The organism is Phenylobacterium sp. RIFCSPHIGHO2_01_FULL_69_31 (genome assembly GCF_001824475.1).
Classification (GTDB): Bacteria; Pseudomonadota; Alphaproteobacteria; order Caulobacterales; family Caulobacteraceae; genus Phenylobacterium.
In genome coordinates this window covers 98652-115454 of the sequence record NZ_MHXN01000045.1, presented here as the reverse complement: position 1 = coordinate 115454, position 16803 = coordinate 98652, and the positions used below count along the sequence as shown (strand labels likewise).

The 16803-nt window shown below is 71.6% G+C and carries 19 protein-coding genes and 1 tRNA gene; 10 read left to right on the top strand and 10 right to left on the bottom strand.

Going from position 1 to position 16803, the window contains the following annotated elements; all coding sequences use genetic code 11:
* Positions 1-20: 20 nt before the first annotated feature.
* On the bottom strand, positions 21-455 hold the full coding sequence (locus A2790_RS22755) for an HIT family protein (RefSeq protein WP_293396867.1): 435 nt from the start codon (positions 453-455) through the stop codon (positions 21-23).
* A 63-nt stretch (positions 456-518) separates the two neighbouring features.
* Between A2790_RS22755 and A2790_RS22750 the strand changes: the two genes are divergently transcribed.
* Positions 519-986, top strand: a complete 468-nt coding sequence (locus tag A2790_RS22750) for a DUF2141 domain-containing protein (protein WP_293396864.1) — start codon at positions 519-521, stop codon at positions 984-986.
* Here A2790_RS22750 and A2790_RS22745 read toward each other — a convergent pair.
* The gene (locus A2790_RS22745; protein ID WP_293396861.1) at positions 983-1867 is read right to left on the bottom strand and encodes a metallophosphoesterase; all 885 of its coding nucleotides are present in this window, start codon (positions 1865-1867) and stop codon (positions 983-985) included. The genes A2790_RS22750 and A2790_RS22745 overlap by 4 nt on opposite strands.
* Before the next feature lie 76 nt (positions 1868-1943).
* On the opposite strand from A2790_RS22745, the gene A2790_RS22740 reads away from it, so the two are divergent.
* Genes A2790_RS22740 through A2790_RS22730 form a run of 3 tightly spaced genes read left to right on the top strand, consistent with a single transcriptional unit; the run spans position 1944 to position 4872 of the window.
* Positions 1944-3050: a CDP-alcohol phosphatidyltransferase family protein gene (locus A2790_RS22740; RefSeq protein ID WP_293396858.1), complete on the top strand. Its 1107-nt coding sequence runs from the start codon at positions 1944-1946 to the stop codon at positions 3048-3050.
* Positions 3047-3964, top strand: a complete 918-nt coding sequence (locus tag A2790_RS22735) for a diacylglycerol kinase family protein (protein WP_293396855.1) — start codon at positions 3047-3049, stop codon at positions 3962-3964. The genes A2790_RS22740 and A2790_RS22735 overlap by 4 nt, the downstream gene beginning before the upstream one ends.
* Complete coding sequence (locus A2790_RS22730) at positions 3961-4872, top strand: hypothetical protein (RefSeq protein ID WP_293396852.1); 912 nt, start codon at positions 3961-3963, stop codon at positions 4870-4872. Before A2790_RS22735 ends, A2790_RS22730 begins: the two co-directional genes overlap by 4 nt.
* Here the strand turns inward: A2790_RS22730 and A2790_RS22725 are convergent.
* The 5 genes from A2790_RS22725 to A2790_RS22705 all read right to left on the bottom strand — a co-directional run bounded on the left by A2790_RS22725 (position 4845) and on the right by A2790_RS22705 (position 10445).
* Positions 4845-6059: a pyridoxal phosphate-dependent aminotransferase family protein gene (locus tag A2790_RS22725; RefSeq protein WP_293396849.1), complete on the bottom strand. Its 1215-nt coding sequence runs from the start codon at positions 6057-6059 to the stop codon at positions 4845-4847. The two genes, A2790_RS22730 and A2790_RS22725, sit on opposite strands and share 28 nt — an antisense overlap.
* Positions 6060-6061: 2 nt before the next feature.
* Entirely contained in the window at positions 6062-6313 is a 252-nt protein-coding gene (locus A2790_RS22720) for an acyl carrier protein (protein WP_068874975.1), read from the bottom strand.
* A gap of 108 nt (positions 6314-6421) precedes the next feature.
* Positions 6422-7345: an SDR family NAD(P)-dependent oxidoreductase gene (locus tag A2790_RS22715; RefSeq protein ID WP_363081586.1), complete on the bottom strand. Its 924-nt coding sequence runs from the start codon at positions 7343-7345 to the stop codon at positions 6422-6424.
* A 23-nt stretch (positions 7346-7368) separates the two neighbouring features.
* Complete coding sequence (locus A2790_RS22710) at positions 7369-9078, bottom strand: fatty acyl-AMP ligase (protein WP_293396847.1); 1710 nt, start codon at positions 9076-9078, stop codon at positions 7369-7371.
* Complete coding sequence (locus A2790_RS22705) at positions 9075-10445, bottom strand: lipopolysaccharide biosynthesis protein (protein WP_293396844.1); 1371 nt, start codon at positions 10443-10445, stop codon at positions 9075-9077. Before A2790_RS22705 ends, A2790_RS22710 begins: the two co-directional genes overlap by 4 nt.
* Before the next feature lie 213 nt (positions 10446-10658).
* On the opposite strand from A2790_RS22705, the gene A2790_RS22700 reads away from it, so the two are divergent.
* Positions 10659-12242, top strand: a complete 1584-nt coding sequence (locus tag A2790_RS22700) for a caspase family protein (RefSeq protein WP_293396841.1) — start codon at positions 10659-10661, stop codon at positions 12240-12242.
* Between the two features lie 4 nt (positions 12243-12246).
* On the opposite strand, the gene A2790_RS22695 is transcribed toward A2790_RS22700, so the two are convergent.
* Positions 12247-12693 (bottom strand): hypothetical protein, encoded by a 447-nt coding sequence (locus tag A2790_RS22695; RefSeq protein WP_293396838.1) that lies wholly within the window; start codon positions 12691-12693, stop codon positions 12247-12249.
* A gap of 238 nt (positions 12694-12931) precedes the next feature.
* On the opposite strand from A2790_RS22695, the gene A2790_RS22690 reads away from it, so the two are divergent.
* From A2790_RS22690 to A2790_RS22680, 3 genes are all read left to right on the top strand, one after another.
* A tRNA-Lys gene (locus tag A2790_RS22690) sits at positions 12932-13007 on the top strand.
* A 137-nt stretch (positions 13008-13144) separates the two neighbouring features.
* Positions 13145-13465 carry an Hpt domain-containing protein gene (locus A2790_RS22685; protein WP_293396835.1) on the top strand — a complete coding sequence of 107 codons (321 nt, stop codon included), beginning with the start codon at positions 13145-13147 and terminating at the stop codon, positions 13463-13465.
* A 60-nt stretch (positions 13466-13525) separates the two neighbouring features.
* A complete protein-coding gene (locus tag A2790_RS22680; protein ID WP_293396832.1) occupies positions 13526-13816 on the top strand; it encodes a hypothetical protein in 291 nt (96 codons plus the stop codon).
* Here A2790_RS22680 and A2790_RS22675 read toward each other — a convergent pair.
* Together A2790_RS22675 and gcvA are read right to left on the bottom strand one after the other, a co-directional pair.
* Entirely contained in the window at positions 13813-14442 is a 630-nt protein-coding gene (locus A2790_RS22675; protein ID WP_293396829.1) for a hypothetical protein, read from the bottom strand. The two genes, A2790_RS22680 and A2790_RS22675, sit on opposite strands and share 4 nt — an antisense overlap.
* Before the next feature lie 25 nt (positions 14443-14467).
* Positions 14468-15424 (bottom strand): transcriptional regulator GcvA, encoded by a 957-nt coding sequence (gcvA, locus tag A2790_RS22670; RefSeq protein ID WP_293396826.1) that lies wholly within the window; start codon positions 15422-15424, stop codon positions 14468-14470.
* Positions 15425-15601: 177 nt separating this feature from the next.
* Here gcvA and cobA point away from each other — a divergent pair, with 177 nt between their 5' ends.
* Both cobA and A2790_RS22660 read left to right on the top strand, forming a co-directional pair.
* Positions 15602-16441 carry a uroporphyrinogen-III C-methyltransferase gene (cobA, locus tag A2790_RS22665; RefSeq protein WP_363081537.1) on the top strand — a complete coding sequence of 280 codons (840 nt, stop codon included), beginning with the start codon at positions 15602-15604 and terminating at the stop codon, positions 16439-16441.
* Positions 16438-16800: a DUF2849 domain-containing protein gene (locus A2790_RS22660; RefSeq protein WP_293396823.1), complete on the top strand. Its 363-nt coding sequence runs from the start codon at positions 16438-16440 to the stop codon at positions 16798-16800. Before cobA ends, A2790_RS22660 begins: the two co-directional genes overlap by 4 nt.
* The last annotated feature ends 3 nt before the right edge of the window (positions 16801-16803 follow it).

Sequence of the window (16803 nt, the reverse complement as noted above, 5' to 3'; positions counted from 1 at the left end):
GGTCCCCCGGTCAGCGGCGGTCATGCCCGCCAGCGGGCGGCGAAATCGGCGGCCAGCGCCGTCGCCCCCTCCTCGCTCAGCGCGACGTGAGACGCAAGCGCCGGCGGCCCCGGCCAGCCCGCATCCTTGAACGTCTGGCCCGCGTATTCCCGCTCGCCGTCGTAGCGGGGCAAGACATGGAAGTGGACGTCGGGGTCGACCATCATCAGCATCAGGTAGTTGATGCGCTCGTAGCCCACGGCCTGGCGGAGAAGACGCTCGATACCGTCCACAGCCGCCTTCATGTCGGCGAAGGCGGCCGCAGAGAGGTCGGAGAACGCCGTCGCCTCATCCTTGCAAACCAGGACGAGCGCGCCAAAGGTGGGCTGTTGCGGGCGCACCAGCACCAGCCAGTGCGCGGTCTCGGCGACCAGGGTGTGGGGGTAGCCGAACTTGCGGGCCGTCGGGTTCGTCACGACTTATCCATGCCAGGTGAGCGGCCAGGCCGCGCGGAAGATCATAGGGAGCCGGTCCTGAGCATGAAAGGCCGAACGGCCGCAATCGCCGCCGCCGCAGGATTGCTGACGGCCGGCCCGGCGCTGGCCGACCAAGGCTGCGCGGGAACGCGTACCCCGAGCTCCTCCAAGCTGACGGTGCAGGTGGCGGGTGTGCGACCCGCGACCGGCGAGGTGGCAATCACGGTCTATCCCGACGACAAGCGGCGATTCCTGGCCAAGGGCGGCAAGTGGGCGCGCCAGCGGGTGCGGGCGGCCGCCACCGTGCGCGCCTGTTTCTGGGCCCCCCAGGGGAGCTACGCCGTGGCGGTCTATCACGACCGCGACGGGGACCGGGATTTCGACCGCACGATCGTCGGCCTGCCGGCCGAGGGGTTCGGCTTCTCGAACGACCCGGACACCCGGACCGGCCTGCCGCCGCTGTCCGCCGTCCGGTTCCGCGTGGGGCCCGGCGAGCGGCTCGTGGCGATCCAGATGAAGTACCTGCGCTAGCACAGGACGAAGCTCCCCAGCGTCTCGACGGCCAGGGTCGGCGTGATCCCGCGCGCGGTGACCTCTGTCCGGAAGCGCCTGTCCTCCGCGGTGATGGCGATCTCGTTCCAGCGGGCGGGCTGGCCGCGGCCGCCGGCGGGGGTGGAGGCCGCGGGGACCGCGAGGATCGGGATGGCGCCGCGCGGGCCCGGCGTCGACGTCATCAACGCCTCGTGGGCATGGCCGTGAAGGACCAGCTCGGCGCCAGTCTCGGCCAGCATGGCCCGCAGGGCCTCCGCGTCGGTCAGCGCCTTGCGGCCCGCCACGACGCCCCGCGCCACCGGGTGATGGAGCAGGACCACGCGGTAGAGGCCGCGCTCGCCGCTTTCGCGCAGCAGCCGGCCGGCCGCCTCGATCTGCGCCCGACCGAGCGTACCCTGCGCCAGGTGGAGGGCGGTCGGCACGGCGGACGACAGGTTGACCAGCGCCACCGGCCCGCGGACGCGCAGATATGGGAAACCGCCCTCGGCGCCGTCGGACAACCACGGCTTCCAGGGCTCGAATCCCTTCGGCGCGCCCGCGGCGCTGAGGGCGTCGTGGTTGCCGGGGCTGACGGTGATGTGGTCGGGCGCGCCCAGGGCTTCCAGCCACTGGCGGGCGGCGGCGAACTCCTCGGGCGTCGCAAAGTTGATGACGTCGCCGGTTATAGCGATGTGATCGGGGGCACGTGCGGCGACGTCGGCCGCGATGGCGTCGAGCACGGCCTGGAGGTGCCTGTGCTGCTTGCGCCGCCAGGCGAACCGGCTCAGCAGGCGCTTGGAGGCGGCGTCACGCCAGCGGAAGGGCAGGGGCGGCGGCGGAAGCTGCAGGTCCGACAGGTGGGCGAGGCGGAAGGTGGTCACGAGCTTTCCTAACGGAACGGCGCTCGGTATCAGGTTCCACTGATTTGCGTGAGAGGCGCGCGAGCTTTTGCAGACCATGGCTGAGACGGCGGCCGCGCCGGCCGGGATGATCCTGGGCGCGGGCGAGGTGCGCATCTGGGGGATGACGGCGCGCGAGCGGCTGCGCCGGACCTTCGTGAGGGCGAAGCTGAACGTCGTCGAGACCGCGCCGGCCTCGGGCGGCGTGGTGCTGGCGCTGGGCGCCTGGGTCTATGACGAATCCCTGCTGGCCACGCTGGCGAAGCGTCCGGGCTCGGTTCTGGTGACCGACGCGGGCGAGGCGGTGGCCGCGCACGTGCCGGCCGCGCGGGTCGCCGAAGCGGCCGCGGCGCTGGAGCGGGGCGCGGACCCCGGGGGCTTGCAGCGCCTTTCGCTGGCCGAGCTCGCCTACAACGAGGCGCTGCGCAAGCGCGAGCCGCCGGTGCTGGTGCGGCTGACCCCCGACAACGTCCGCGCGGTGGAGGCCCGGACCTTCGCCGGCTCGTACAAGGGCGTCACGGACGTGGTCACCAAGTACTGGTGGCCCGTGCCGGCCCGGATCGTCACCCGGTGGTGCGCTATCGCGGGCCTGAAGCCCAACCATGTGACCTTCGCGGGCTTCCTGCTGGTCCTGGCGGCCTTCTGGCTGTTCTGGGAGGGCCAGTTCGGCTGGGGCCTGGTCTGCGCCTGGATCATGACCTTCCTCGATACCGTCGACGGCAAGCTGGCGCGGGTGACCCTGACCTCGTCGGCCATCGGCAACGTCTTCGACCACGGCATCGACCTGATCCACCCGCCGTTCTGGTGGTGGGCGTGGTACGTCGGCTGCTTCCAGGTGGGGCTGCCGCCGCCTTGGGCCGAGCTGTCGCTGGCGGTGATCCTCGCGGGCTATGTGCTGCAGCGCGTGGAGGAGGGGATCTTCATGCGCCTCTTCGGCTTCCACGTTCACGCCTGGCGGCCGTTCGACAGCTTCTTCCGCCTGATCACCGCCCGGCGGAACCCGAACCTGCTGATCCTGACCCCGGCCTGGCTGCTGGGCTATCCGCAGATCGGCTTCTTCCTTGTCGCCGTCTGGACGGGCCTGTGCCTGATCGTCCACGGCGCCCAGGTGGTCCAGGCCATGGCCATGCCGCGCGAGCGCGTGGTCTCCTGGCTGTCGCGGTGATCCGCGCCGGCCTCATCTGGAACCGCTACAGCCACCGCAACCGCGGCGCCGGCGGCGCGCCGCCCTGCTTGCCCGAAGACGTGCTGGACATCGTTCCCGAGGAGCCCAGCCACCTGCTGGCCGGCCTCCGCCGCTTCGCGGCCACGGGCGTCGAACTGGTGGTCATCGACGGCGGCGACGGCACGGTGCGCGAGGTGCTGACGCGCCTGCCCGAGGCGTTCGACGGGCGCCTGCCGCGGCTGGCGGTGCTGCCGAACGGCAAGACCAACGCCCTGGCCCTCGATATCGAGACGCCCCTGGGCACGACGCTGGAACAGATCCTCGCGGCCTGCCAGGCGGGCCGGCCCACCAAGCGCCGCCAGTGCCTGGAGGTGGTCCGGGCGGGCCAGACGGCGCCCGAGCGGCGCGGCTTCCTGCTGGGCGTCGGCGCCTTCGTGCGGGCGACCAAGCTGGCGCAGAAGAATCACGGGCGCGGCTTCGTCGACGATGCGGCCGTGGGGATCACCATGGCCGGGGCGCTGGTGCGCACCGTCCTGGGGGGCGCGGGCGATCGCTGGCGGCGCGGGGAGGCGGCAAGCCTGTCCATCGCGCCGACGCCCGAGGAGCGCCGCTGGTTTCTGGTCATGGCCTCGACGCTCAAGCGCTTCCCGCTGGGGCTGAAGCCCTACGGCGAGCCGCGGGAGGGCCTGAAGGTGCTGTCGGTGGAGGCGCCGCCCAGGCGGCTGCTCCGCGCCCTGCCGGTGATCGTCCGGGGGGAGGACGCGCCCTGGCTGGAGCCCTGCGGCTACCGGCGTCACGACGTCGACAGCTTCGACCTCTCGTTCGACGGCGACTTCGTGCTGGACGGCGAGCCGTACAAGGGCGGCGACCTTACCGTGCGCCAGGGGCCGGCGCTGGAGTTCGTGATCCCGTGACGGGAGAGCTTGCCCGGCGCATCGAGGCCGAGCTGGCGTCGAGCGCGCCCGAGGCGGTGGCGGAGCTGGCCCGGGCCCTGGCCGATCCGGCCCGCGATGCGGCGATCCTCTACTATGGCTCGACGCTGCGGACGGGCGACCTTTCCGGCATCCTCGACTTCTACCGCCTGACCCGGCGGCCGCATCGCCGCGGACTCCATGGGCTGGTCGAGCGGGTGATCTGGCCGGAGGTCAGCTACCACGAGGTCCAGGTGGGCGGCCGGGTGCTGCGCGCCAAGGTGGCGACCCTGCCGCTGGCGACCTTCCAGCGGGCGGCGGAGGGGCGGACGCTGGACACCACGATCTGGGCCCGGTTCGTCCAGCCGGCGCAGCGCGTGTGGGCTACGGACCCCGCAGCGGCCGAGGCTGCGGCCCAGGCGGTCACGGCCGCGGCGGTGACCGCAGCGCGATACGCCGCCGCGCTGGGGCCGCACGCCGGACCGGCCGACGCCTTCTGGCGGGCGCTGTTCCGGCGCACCTATGCGGCGGAGTTCCGGGTGGAGGGGGTCGGTCGCGCGGACACCGTGATGGCGGCGGGCGGGGACCGCTACGCCGCGATCCTGCCGCTGGCCTGGGATGCGGGCGGCGTCGGGTATGCGGCTGAGGGCGGGACGCTGCGGCCCGTGAAGCGCGGTGTGCCAGGCTGGACGCTGCCGGACCTCATGGGCAAGCCGCTGAACGTGGCGCGGATCCTGAAGGCGGCCTTCACCTTCGACGGGGCGGCGCGCTATGCGGCCTACAAGGTCGAGCGGCACACCGGCATCGAGCTTGCGATCACGCCCTTCCGCGAGCGCCACCCGTTCCTGGCGGCGCCCGGCGCGTGGCTCGAACTACGACGGCGTCAGGCGGAGGCGCGGCGCGGGCGCTGAAGGAGGCCGTACTCGAGGCCCAGGCGCTCGAAGATATCCAGCACGGCGTCGATCTGCTCGGCCGTGTGCGCGGCGCTGACGCTGGAGCGCAGCAGCGACTTGTTCTCGGGCGTGGCCGGCGGGATCGCCAGGTTCAGGTAGACGCCGTTGGCGAGCAGGGCGTTCCACATCATCACGGCCGTGGCCTGGTCGGGCATCACGACGGCGGTGATGGGGCTGGCGTGGGGACCCACGGCATAGCCCATGTCGCGCAGGCCTTCGTAGAGGCGGTCGGCGTTGGCCGCGAGCTGGGCGCGCAGGCTGGAATCTTCCTCCAGGCGCTTGAGCGCGGTCAGGGTCGAGGCGATCACGGCCGGGGGCAGCGACGCGGTGAACATGTACGGCCGGCTGACGATCCGCAGCAGGTCGAAGTTGTCTTCGTCGGACACCAGGAAGCCGCCCACCGCGCCCAGGCTCTTGGAGAAGGTGCCGACGATGAAGTCGACATCGTCCTCGACGCCGGCCGCCTCGGCCAGGCCGCGGCCCTTCTCGCCCAGGACGCCCATGGAGTGGGCCTCGTCCACCAGCAGGTAGGCGCCCGCCTCCTTCTTGATCGCGACCATCTCCTTGAGGGGCGCGACGTCGCCGATCATGGAGTAGATGCCCTCGACCACGATGAGGCTGCCCTTGGCGGCGTCGCCCATGCGGCGCAGGCGCTTGGCCAGGTCCTCGGGGTCGTTGTGGCGGAAGCGGATGACCTCGGCCCCCGAAAGCTTGGCGGCGTCATAGATCGAGGCATGGCTGTCGGCGTCCAGGATCAGGTGATCCCCGCGGCCGACCAGGCCGGAGATGCCGCCCAGGTTCGCCTGGTAGCCGGTCGTGAAGACCATGGCGTGCTTGCGGCCGTAGAACTTGGCCAGCGCCGTCTCCAGCGCCGTGTGGCCAGCGAAGGTGCCGTTCGCGAAGCGCGACCCGGTGGTGCCGGTGCCCCACTGGCGCACCGCGTCGGCCGAAGCCTCGATGCAGGCCGGGTCGAACGTCAGGCCCAGGTAGTTGTTCGTGCCCAGAAGGATCACCTTCCGGCCGTCGAGCATGCCTTCGGTGGGGGACAGGACCGCGTCGAATCGGACGGCGGAGGGATCGGCGCCCGCCGCACGGATGCCATCCAACGGGGCGCGATAGCCCAGGTGCTTGTCGAGCAGCGACATCCTTAAGCCTTCACCCGCAGCTTGTTGATCAGTTCAGAGAGGTCGCCGACCGTCTGCACCGTCGCCAGACGATCCAAGGGAATCGAGAGGTCGAAACGATCCTCAAGCTCCATGACGATGTTCATCAGCGCAAGCGAATCCACTGCGAGGTCGCGGGCGATGTCCGTCTCGGGCGTGACCTGAACGCTTCGGCCCAGGACCGTCTCGGCCGCTCGCGCGACCTCGCGGACGGTCAAATCCGTCGCCAGTTCCACCATAGACGAGCCCCCCATCGGCTCTCGCTGCTCAACGCCAAACGCGTAACTAAGCCTCTCCGCCGGGTTTTTCCACCCGTGCGGGGAAAGCGGGTCACAAAACCGCAGCTAATGTTTCATCCATGCCGCGCTGCGGTACCACGCCACCGTAGCCGAAAACCCAGCCTCCAGGTCGTATATTGCGCGCGGCAGGCCCTCTGAGCGCTCCTCGGGCGAAACTGCCCAATCGGGATGCAGCAACTCCCGCGCCTTGGCCGAGGTCAACATGGGGGTGCGCCGCAGAAGCACTGTGAAATCATTCGTGATCCCGATGGCGTGGACGAGAGCCCTCGGAACGGGCGCCAGCCGCGGCGTGCGGTCGCAGGCGCGGGCCGCCGCGGCCATCAGTTCGCGCCAGGAATAGCCGTCCGGCCGCTCGTCGCACAGCACGACCGGCGCCGGGGCGGGCGGTCCGGCCGCCAACGCGACGGTCTGGCGGGCGGCGTCCTCCACATGGATCATAGCCACGCGGCCGGCTTCGCTGAGGACGGGCAGAATTGGGCTGGCGGCGGCGGCCTGGAACACCGGCAGCAACTCGCGGTCGCCGGGGCCATAGATGGCGCAGGGCCGGGCGATCGTCAGCCGATCCCGCAGCACCTCGGCCATCGCCTGCTCGCCCGCATGCTTGCTGGCGCCGTAGTGCGAGAGGCGCGGTTCGCGGGCGGTGAGGCTCGAGACCAGCAGCACGTGCGGCGCCTCGGCGGCGGCCTCGGCCACCCGGCGCGCGCCGGCCACGTTCACGGCGTCGAAGGCCGCGCGATTCGGCGCCTTCACCAGCCCGGCGCCATGGATCACCACGTCGGCGCCCTCGCAGAGGCGGTTCAGGGCCGTCCGGTCGCCGAGATCCCCGATGACGACTTCCGGCGTGGCCTCGCGCCAGAGCGGGTCGACCGGGTCGCGCCGCGCGAGAATTCGGACCCGCCAGCCCTCGGCGGCGAGGGCGCGGACGATCTGGCGGCCGAGGAAGCCGGTGGCCCCGGTGACCGCGGCCAGTCGCCCCGCGGCGCTTGCCCGGCTCAGGCCGGCTCCTGCTGCCTGAACGCGCCGCTGAGGAACAGGGTGCGGGCCTTGGATCGGCTCAGCTTGCCGGACGAGGTCTGGGGCAGGGTGTTGTGCCCCACCAGCTCCACCCGGGCCTCGACGCCGTGCCGGGCGCGCAGGAGGGCCGCCACATCGTCCGCGAGCGTGCGGCGCAGTGCCGGATCGCTGGTGCGCGTCTGGACCAGAACCACCAGCTGCTCGCCGGCGTCTTCATCGATGGAAAACGCGGCGACGTCGCCGCTGCGGAGCCGCTCGATCTCCGATTCAGCGGTCCATTCGAGATCCTGCGGCCAGACGTTGCGGCCGTTCAGCAGGATCAGGTCCTTGGCGCGGCCCGTGGGCACGATCTGGCCCTCGGCCAGGTAGCCGAGATCGCCCGTGTCGAGCCAGCCGTCGGAGCTCAGCACGGCCGCGGTCGCCTGCGGGTCGCCGTAGTATTCGCGCATCAGGCTGGGCCCGCGGACGAAGATGCGGCCGACCTTGCGCTCCGGCAGGGCCTTGCCGTCCTCGTCGCGCACCTCGAGTTCGTGGCCGCCGAAGATCCGTCCGCAGCGGACGAACGCACGCGCCCGCGGCCCGACGCCGCCGGCGACCTCGCCGTCCTTCTCCATCCGGTCGACGTCGACCATGTCGAAGATCAGGCCTTGGCCGAGGGGAGACATCGACAGGCCCAGCGTCGCCTCCGCCATGCCGTAGCTGGCCACGAAGGCCGTCGGGGAGAAGCCGGCCGCCGCATAGCGCTCGGCGAAGGCCGTCAGCGGCCCCGGACGCACCATGTCGCCGCCGCAGCCGGCGACCCGCCAGCCCGACAAGTCCAGGCCCTCGCGCGAGCCGTCGCCCCGCTTGGCGCAGAGCTCGTAACCGAAGCTGGGGCTGTAGGAGATGGTGCCGCCGTTCTTGGAGATCAGGTCCAACCACAGGAGCGGCCGGCGCACGAAGGCGCCTGTCGGCATCAGGTCGATGGACATCTGCGCCGAGAGGGGCATCAGCAGGAATCCGACGAGGCCCATGTCGTGGTAGAGCGGCAGCCAGGAGACCGCGCGGTCGTGCGGCGTGACCTGCAGCCCCTCGCGGGTCGAGGCCAGGGCGTTGGCCATCAGGGCGCGGTGGGTGCAGAGCACGCCCGTGGGGTTGCGCGTGCTGCCCGACGAAAACTGCACGTAGCTCGGATCGTCCGGGGTTGGCGCGGGCAGGTCGCGCGCCTCGGCCTCGGGCAGGTCGCCGACACGCATGGCGATCCTCACGCCCGCCGTTTCGGCGGCCTCCTGCAGCCAGGGCAAGAGGCTCTCCGACCCGAACACCGCCGCGGCGCTGGCCGAGGCCAGCATGCGGCCGATCTGCTGGACATAGGCGTCGCGGCCCCCCAGCGGGGCGGGAAGGGGCAAGGGCGCCGGGGTGACGCGGGCGTACTGGCAGGCGAAGAAGGCGACGACGAAGTCCACGTCGGTCTCGGCCACGAGGCCGATGCGATCGTTCGGCTTCAGGCCCGCGGCCAGGAAACGGGCAGCCATGGCCCGGGCGCGATCGCGCAGCGTGGCGTAGGGGATGGCCTCGATCAGCTCGCCGCGCAGGCCGTAGAGGTTGATGCCGGTCGGACCCTGGGCGGCGAAATCGAGCGCCTCCGTCAGGGTCGCGAAGCCGTCCGGATGGAACGGACGGTCCGGAGCGGTAGGGGTAGCAGTCAAACGTCGCCTTTCAGACTTTCGGGCTCTGGCGCGGGCGTCGCCGCTTTCCGCCGAGTCCCGTTCTCTCGCAGGATGAACCACAGCATGCCGAGGGCAAGGGCGCCTGCCGCCGCAGCCAGTCCGGCGCCCGCGCCTATAAGGCCGAACCGCGTCACGAGGAAGGGCAGGGCGGCGAGGAAGGCCGCGCTGACCGCCAGCCTGACCCGCACCGCCGCGCCGGGCTTGCCCAGCGAGATCAGCATCGGCTCCAGCGGCAGGGCGAAGACGCCGATCACCGCGGCGCCCACCTGCCAGTTCATCACGTCCGCGGCCGGCGCGAACGCCTTGCCCATCACCAGGGTCAGCAGGGCGGGGCCAGCGAGGGCGCTCGCACCCAGGATCACCAGGGCCACCCCGCCGGCCAGAAGGCCGACATTCCGCGCCAGCCGCCACATGGCGTGATGGCGGTCGTCCGCCCGCAGCCGGGCCAGTTCGGGATAGAGGGCCGGGGTGAGCAGCTTGGCGGGCTTGGCCAGGGCGTCGGCGACCTGGCGGCCGATCCGCCAGAACGCCGCTTGTGAGGGACCGACCAGCGCGCCGACGATCAGCGTCGCCACGTGGGTGAAGGCCACGTCCAGGGTGCTGGCGAGATTGGTGTTCCAGGCAAAGCGCCAGGCGCCCGGCATCCCCGCGGTCAGCGGCCCGCGCCACGAGAAGTCCTGAAGCAGGCCGCGCTTCTTCAGTTCGGCCACCGCCGAACCGGCCAGGTAGAGCCAGCTGCCGACCGTGGCGACCGCCGCCGCGAGCAGGAAGCCCTCCATGGAAGCGCCGAGCGCAAGGGCGACGACGCCGCCGACGACGCGGATCAACGAGATCAGGCCGGCCTGCCAGGCCAGGACGTCGAAGCGATCGAACAGCCTAAGCAGCCCCAGCGGCGTCGCCGAGACCATGAAGGCGATCGAGAACATGTAGAGCGCGGCGGCGGGCGCTTCGTCCGGCCCCCAGCCGAGCGCGCCTGCAAAGGCGAAGGCGCCGACCACGCCGACGGCGATGCCCAGCACCGTGCTGGCCAGGTCGAGGAGGAGGGTGAAGCGCAGGACGTGCTGGAATTCAGCGACCCGGCCTTCGGCCAGCGGCCGGGCGCCATAGTGCAGGATGGTCTGCCAGGACTGGAACTTGACCACCTCGCCGAGGAACTGGCCGAACGCCTGGATCAGGACGAAGACGCCGAGTTCGGCGGCGCCCAGCGCCCGGCCAGCGATGGCCATGAAGGCGAGGCCGAGGATCGCGTTCACGGTCCGACCGCCCAGCAGGAGGCCCGCGTTGGCCACCACGCGCTTCAGGATCGGCCGGACGCCGGCGATCTGTTCCGCCTGGGAAGCGCTCATGCGCGGACTCGAACTCCGTGGGTGGCCGCCTCGGGGCGGCGCGCTTCAACTAGCCCCTACCATGCCCCTGCGCAAAGCTCCGCGCGACCCGCGGGCGCAGGGCGGACGCCTCCGAACCGGGCGCTGGGCCGTAGGATTTGTGGCGGAGCTGCTTGTCGCGAGCGGCGCGCACGTCATTCTACGCGGCGGGTGCTTAAGGAGCGGGGTGGGTCAATGCGCAGGTGGTTCGCGGGTCTGGCCGCAGCGGCGATGATGTCGGCGGCCCAGCCGGCCAGCGCCGAGATCCGGGCGCTGATCGTGACGGTCGCCCAGTACACGGCCCCGATTCCGTCGCTGGAGGGCCCGCCCAACGACGCTGCGGCCCTGAAGTCGGTGCTGGAGGCCCAGGGCGCCAAGGACATCGTCTCGCTGAGCGACGCTCAGGCCACCCGCGCCTCGATCCGGGCCCAGCTCCAGGCCCTGGGCCAGCGCGCAAAGCCGGGGGACTGGGTGATCTTCTACTACGCGGGCCACGGCTCGCAGGCGAAGTCACGCGATCCCACCGAGGCCGACGGCATGGACGAGTTCCTGGCGCTGGGCGGCTTTCGGGTCGCCAAGCCGGATCCCAACCAATTCGTCCTCGACAATGACCTGCGCGGCTGGCTGATCAACTTCTTCCCGGCCACGGTCAATGTGCTGCAGATCGCCGACGCCTGCCACTCCGGCACGATGAACCGCAGCCTGGTCGCTGCGACGCCGTTCAAGCGGCGCTCGGCCCTGGACAATCCCATGGCGATCTCGCTGCCGCCCAGCCCCGCCGACCCGATGGCGGTGGCGCCGGCCGGTGTGGACCCGCCCAACCTCGTCTACGTCGGCGCCGCCCAGGACAACCAGTTCGCCCTGGAGGGCCCGCTGCCGCGCGGCGACTCGCCGCCCCGGGGCCTGCTGACCTATGCCCTGGAGGGCGCGCTCAAGGACCGCCGCCCCAACGGCCGCCTGGCCGCCGATGCGGACGACGACGGCAAGCTGTCGCTGGCCGAACTCACCTCAAGCCTGGAAAGCCGCACGCGCGAACTCTCTAGCACCCAGCAGTGGTCCAGCGCCGCCGTACCGCCGCGCAACGAGCGCAGCGTGATCTTCCAGCCGCTGAAGCCGCCGCCGCCGGACGAGCGCCCGATCGAGGTGAAGCCCGCCGACGAACAGGCCGCCGACCTCCTGGGCGGCAAAGGGCCCTGGGCCTCGATTCCGCGTGGGACGCCCGACCTGACCTGGAACGCCAAGGAGGGCTGGGTCACCGACAGCCGCGGCGACCGGGTGGCCGAGAACCTCACCAGCGCCGAGCAGCTCTCCGGCGTGATCATGAAGCGGCGGGCCATCAGCCAGCTCGCCGCCTCGGCCAACGAGCGGCAGCTGAAGGTCGACATCGGGCCGCGGCCCAAGGGCCAGCTCTACAAGAAGGGCGAAAGCGTCGACCTGGCCGTCACCCACCGGGGCGGCGAGGCGTGGCTGACGGCGTTCAACCTGGCCGGCGACGGCACGGTGCAGGTGCTGTTCCCGCTGGAGGGCGACGGGGACGGGCGCATGGTGGCCGGCCAGACCCGGGTCGTGATGGCGCGCACCAAGGCGGTTCCGCCGTTCGGGGTCGACAATGTCGTCGCCATCGCCACGCCCACCGAGCCCACGGTGCTGCGCGCCGCCCTGAAGCGCATCGACGGCAAGCGCGACGCCATGGTGGCCGCGGGCCTGGTGCGCGACGAACTTGACGCCGCCAAGGGCCAGGCGGCGATGGCGCTCGGCGAGCTCTACACCGGCCCCTGACGGCTCAGGGATTGCTCTGCTGCGCGACGTAGGCGTCCAGCGCCACCTTGGCCTGGGTCGCGCAGCCGCCGGACTGCACCGACAGGATCTCGTCCAGGGTGGTGAGGGTCGACGGGTCGGGGCAGACGCCCGAGCGCCGGGCTCCGAACGTGCGGCCCGTCGGCGCCGGCTCGACCAGCACCTTCAGCGCCGCCAGCCGGGCCGCGTCGCCCTGGCCGCCCGCGCGGGGCGCCACGGCGCCGCCCGGGCCGCCGCGGAGGGTGGCGACCGAGCCGCTGGCCGACATCAGAGTCGCGACCTGACCCTCGCCCAGGGCCAGCCGCTGGCCAGCGCTGAGCTCCAGGCCCGGCCTGACCGCGGGATCGGTCGACTTGACGACGACGTAGTCGGCAGCTTGGGCCACGCCGGCGAGGCCGGCGGCGAGCATGAAGCCCAGGATCGTCTTGCGCATGAACCGCTCCTAGCACCCCCCGACGCTGCGGGAGTGATCCCGCCTCGCGCGAATGGGGTCAAGGGCATGCGCCCTATGCGGGAGCTTTTGCGCGGCTAACGCGGCCGGCGCCACGGCGGAGGTGCGACCGGGGGGAGCGTTCTTTTCGAGGCGGCGAAGACGCGCCTTGCCAACGGCGCGATTTTGCGTATTTTCCGCGCCCTCGCCGCCGGCCCCCCTGGGGTGTTCGGGGCACGGCGGGTGCATAGCTCAGTTGGTAGAGCAGCTGACTCTTAATCAGCGGGTCGTAGGTTCGAATCCTACTGCACCCACCACTTCCTCCCGGAATGATGGTGACTGTCTCGAGGCGCTTGCGTCCGCGGGTGCGCCACCGTGCGCGCAACTCCGGTCCACGGTTGAAGGAAGCCGCCCGTCCCGCTACCAGCGGCGCGCGGGCGAGGAGTTTCAGGCGATGGACGGCGGGGCGGTCGACTTCGAGTATCTCGAAAGCTTCATGGCCGGCGACATGCAGATCGTCACCGAGGTGCTGGGCCTGTTCCAGGGCCAGGCCGAAGGCTGGCAGGCCCGGCTCGAGGCTCCCGCGGCCGCCGACTGGCGGGACCTGGCGCACACGATCAAGGGGGCGGCGCGCGGGATCGGCGCGGTGGCGCTGGGCGAGGTGGCCGACCGCGCCGAGCGGGGCGACGCCTCCATGGCGCCCGAACTGAAGCGCGCGCTGGCCGATACGCTGGCCGAGATCGAGGGCTATCTTACCCGCATCGGGGGCGGCTGAACGGTCGGAATCGGCTCCGCTCGTTCGTCTTCCATCCAGGCGAAAGGCGGAGGACGGTTCATGCGTGACGACACCATCCTGGTGGAGAACGTCAATCACCCCGGACGCACGAGCCCGGTGAACCGGGCGAAGTATGAGGCGATGCGCGCGGCGCTGATGGCGGTCCTGCCGGCCACCGAGCCCGGACTGTCGCAGGCCGAGATGACCGCCGCAGTGAAACCGCATCTGCCGGACGACCTGTTTCCCGGCGGCCAGACCGCGGGCTGGTGGGTCAAGGCCGTGCAACTGGATCTGGAGGCCAAGGGCGTGCTCGCGCGCCACGGCAAGCCGCTGCGCTGGCACCGGCTCTAGGGGACCAGCACCCGGTCCGAATAGGTCTCGATCAGCAGGGCGAACGGACGGCCGTCCGGCGTCTGAAGATAGGCGCGGTGCTGCAACACATTGGCGGGGATGGCCACTGGCGCGTCGAACCCCGCGGGGTCCGCCGCCTCCCAGCCGCGCGGCAGGGGGTTGAAGAGCAGTCGCGCTGAGAGAGTCCGACGCTGGAACGCCAGCGGCCGCACGACCACGCCGAAGGGCCGCTGGGTCGATTCCAGGTCGATGTTCATCTGGGCCGTCAGACGGCTGGGCAGGTACCAGTTGTCGGCGCGCGACAGGACGACGTCGCCGCAGGTCAACTCGACTCGGCGATGGCGGACCGGCTCGTTGGCGGCCGCGCCCAGCTGGCGGCGGGCGGCGTTGGCGGCGGGCAGGTTGTCCGGAACCTCCACCTGCCGGGCGAGGATCTTCGGCGCCTCGGGATCGCGGCGATTGCAGAGGTCCTGCAGCACGGCCGTGGCGCTGTCCTGGCTCAGCAGGTCCGCGTTCAGCGTCTGGAGCTGGGCCTGCAGGCGCAGGCGCTGGATGTAGTCCGCTTGCGAGCCTTCCGCCGCCGCGCCGCCGGGCGCGAGCGAGGTCGCGGCCAGAAACGCCGCCACGAGACCTCCTGCCAACCTCAAATCCCTAAATGCCCGCGCCATTGTCGATGGCCCGCAGCGCCTCTTCGTGCGCCTGCGCCTCCGCCTCGATCCAGCCGATGAAGGCCTTCACCTGCGGCAGCCGTCCCTTGGCTTTGGGATGGACGAGGTAATAGGCGAAGTCGACGGCCTGCGCCATCTGCAGCGGGGCCACCAGGCGTCCTGCATCCAGGTCGGCCTGGGCCAGGGTGCGCTTGGCCAGGGCCACGCCGCGGCCGTTGGCGGCCGCCTCGATCACCAGGCTGGACTGGTTGAACCGCGGGCCGCGGTGCCCGTCGATGCCGCGCAGCCCGCGGGCCGCCAGCCACATGGGCCAGTCGGGACAGCTGTCATCGATCTCGGGCGAACCGTCGTGCAGCAGGGTATGATTGGCTAGGTCCTCGGGCGTCTCCAGCGGATGCTCCTTGATGAGCTCCGGGCTGATCACCGGGATCACCGCCTCGCTGACCAGCCGCTTCACCTCCAGGCCCGGATAGCGGCCGGCGCCGTAGCGGAGCGCCAGGTCGACCTCGCCCGCGTTGAGGTCGACGAGGTCCATGCCGGCGTTGAGCCACACGTCGACCTGCGGATGGGCACGCTCGAAGGCGCCCAGGCGCGGGGCGAGCCACTTGGCGGCGAAGGAGGGCGGGGCGGTGATGGTCAGGCGCCGTCCGTCCACGGCGGCGGTCAGCAGGCTGGCGGCCTCGGCCAGGCGGTCGAACGCCTCGCGCAGGGCGGGCAGGGCGGTCTGGGCCGCGTCGGTCAGCAGGAGGCCCTTCGGGGTGCGCTTGAAGAGGGCCGCGCCGACATAGTCTTCCAGGTTCTGGATCTGCTGGCTGACGGCGCCGGGCGTCACCGACAGCTCGTCCGCGGCCCGGCTGAAGTTCAGGTGGCGCGCGGCCGCCTCGAACGCCCGAAGGGCGTTGAGCGGCGGCAGGCGGCGGCGCTGCTGGTTTCGATCCATCCTAGAATTCCTGACACCCCGGGCAGAAGTCCTCGGGTTGCGACTTGGGCTTCTCCGCCCCTATTTGCAAGCGTCCGCCGGTGTATCGGCCCTTTTCACTGGCGGGCGACAGACGGGGCGGGCGCCAGTCCGCCCCGTCCTGATTTCGGGGCCGGTGTGTCGATAGAGAAGCTAAACATGGGTGTCAGCAGCGGCAAAGGCAGGCGGAACGATCGCCTCGTGGTGCTGGGCGGCGGCGCCCCTTCGCGCGGCCCGGGCCGGGTGTGGTTGGTCGGCGCGGGACCCGGCGATCCGGAACTGCTGACCATCAAGGCCCTGAAGGCCCTGCAGGCCGCCGAAGTCGTGGTCCACGACGGCCTGGTGTCGGACGAGATCCTGGACCTGGCGCCGGCGTCGGCGCGCCGGATTTCGGTGGCAAAGCGCAAGTCGCGGCACTCCTACAGCCAAGACGAGATCAACCGGATGCTCGTGGCCTTCGCGCTCGACGGCCTGAACGTCGTCCGGCTCAAGGGCGGCGATCCCTTCATCTTCGGCCGCGGCGGCGAGGAACTGGAAGCCTGCCGCGAGGCGGGCGTCGACTGCGATATCGTGCCCGGCGTCACCGCGGCCCTGGCGGCGAGCGCCAGTGCCGGCGCGCCCCTGACCCACCGGGGCTCGGCCCAGGCTGTGACGTTCGTCACCGGCCATGCGGCCAAGGGCGGCGAGCCCGACCTGGACTGGGAGAGCCTGGCCAAGGCCAATCAGACGGTGGTGATCTACATGGGCCTGTCGATGGCCGCTCCGATCGCTGCGCGCCTGATGGCCGCCGGCCGGGCCGGTTCGACGCCGGCCCTGATCGTCGAGAACGCCAGCCGCGCCGCCGAGCGCCGCTTAACCACCACGCTGGCCGGCCTCGCCGAGGCGGCGGCGAACCTGAATGGTCCGGCCCTGCTGATCGTGGGCGAGGCCATGGCCCTGGCCCGCGAAGGCGAGGGGCGAACGGAAGTCGAAACGCTTATCCGCGAGGCCCGGGCATGAAAGCTCTGACCGCCAACCGCCTGCTCGACGGCGAGGTCGTGTTCTGGAACGCCGGCCAGTGGGTCGAGCGCTTCGCCGACGCGCAGCTCTGGGCCGACGACGACCCGGCGGCCATCGCGGCCGAGGCGACGGCCAAGAACCAGCCAAAGGTCGTAGTCGACGCCTACCTGATCGACCTGGTGGAATCCGAAGGGCTCTGGGCCCCGCTGAGCTACCGCGAGCGCATCCGCGCGCTCGGGCCCTCGAACCACCTCCACCACGGCAAGCAGGCCGAGGGCGGGGCGGTGATCGCGGCGCTGCAGCACGCCCACGGCGCGGCCCGCTCCACCGGCCGCGTCAACCTGATCAAGCGGAAGTAGCGC

What these genes read in the sequence shown, in the direction of transcription:
- A2790_RS22750 (WP_293396864.1), top strand. Translation starts at nt 519, where the DNA reads ATGAAAGGCCGAACGGCCGCAATCGCCGCCGCCGCAGGATTGCTGACG.
- A2790_RS22740 (WP_293396858.1), top strand. Translation starts at nt 1,944, where the DNA reads ATGGCTGAGACGGCGGCCGCGCCGGCCGGGATGATCCTGGGCGCGGGC.
- A2790_RS22725 (WP_293396849.1), bottom strand. Translation starts at nt 6,059, where the DNA reads ATGTCGCTGCTCGACAAGCACCTGGGCTATCGCGCCCCGTTGGATGGC.
- A2790_RS22705 (WP_293396844.1), bottom strand. Translation starts at nt 10,445, where the DNA reads ATGAGCGCTTCCCAGGCGGAACAGATCGCCGGCGTCCGGCCGATCCTG.
- A2790_RS22700 (WP_293396841.1), top strand. Translation starts at nt 10,659, where the DNA reads ATGCGCAGGTGGTTCGCGGGTCTGGCCGCAGCGGCGATGATGTCGGCG.
- A2790_RS22695 (WP_293396838.1), bottom strand. Translation starts at nt 12,693, where the DNA reads ATGCGCAAGACGATCCTGGGCTTCATGCTCGCCGCCGGCCTCGCCGGC.
- A2790_RS22685 (WP_293396835.1), top strand. Translation starts at nt 13,145, where the DNA reads ATGGACGGCGGGGCGGTCGACTTCGAGTATCTCGAAAGCTTCATGGCC.
- A2790_RS22680 (WP_293396832.1), top strand. Translation starts at nt 13,526, where the DNA reads ATGCGTGACGACACCATCCTGGTGGAGAACGTCAATCACCCCGGACGC.
- gcvA (WP_293396826.1), bottom strand. Translation starts at nt 15,424, where the DNA reads ATGGATCGAAACCAGCAGCGCCGCCGCCTGCCGCCGCTCAACGCCCTT.
- cobA (WP_363081537.1), top strand. Translation starts at nt 15,602, where the DNA reads ATGGGTGTCAGCAGCGGCAAAGGCAGGCGGAACGATCGCCTCGTGGTG.
- A2790_RS22660 (WP_293396823.1), top strand. Translation starts at nt 16,438, where the DNA reads ATGAAAGCTCTGACCGCCAACCGCCTGCTCGACGGCGAGGTCGTGTTC.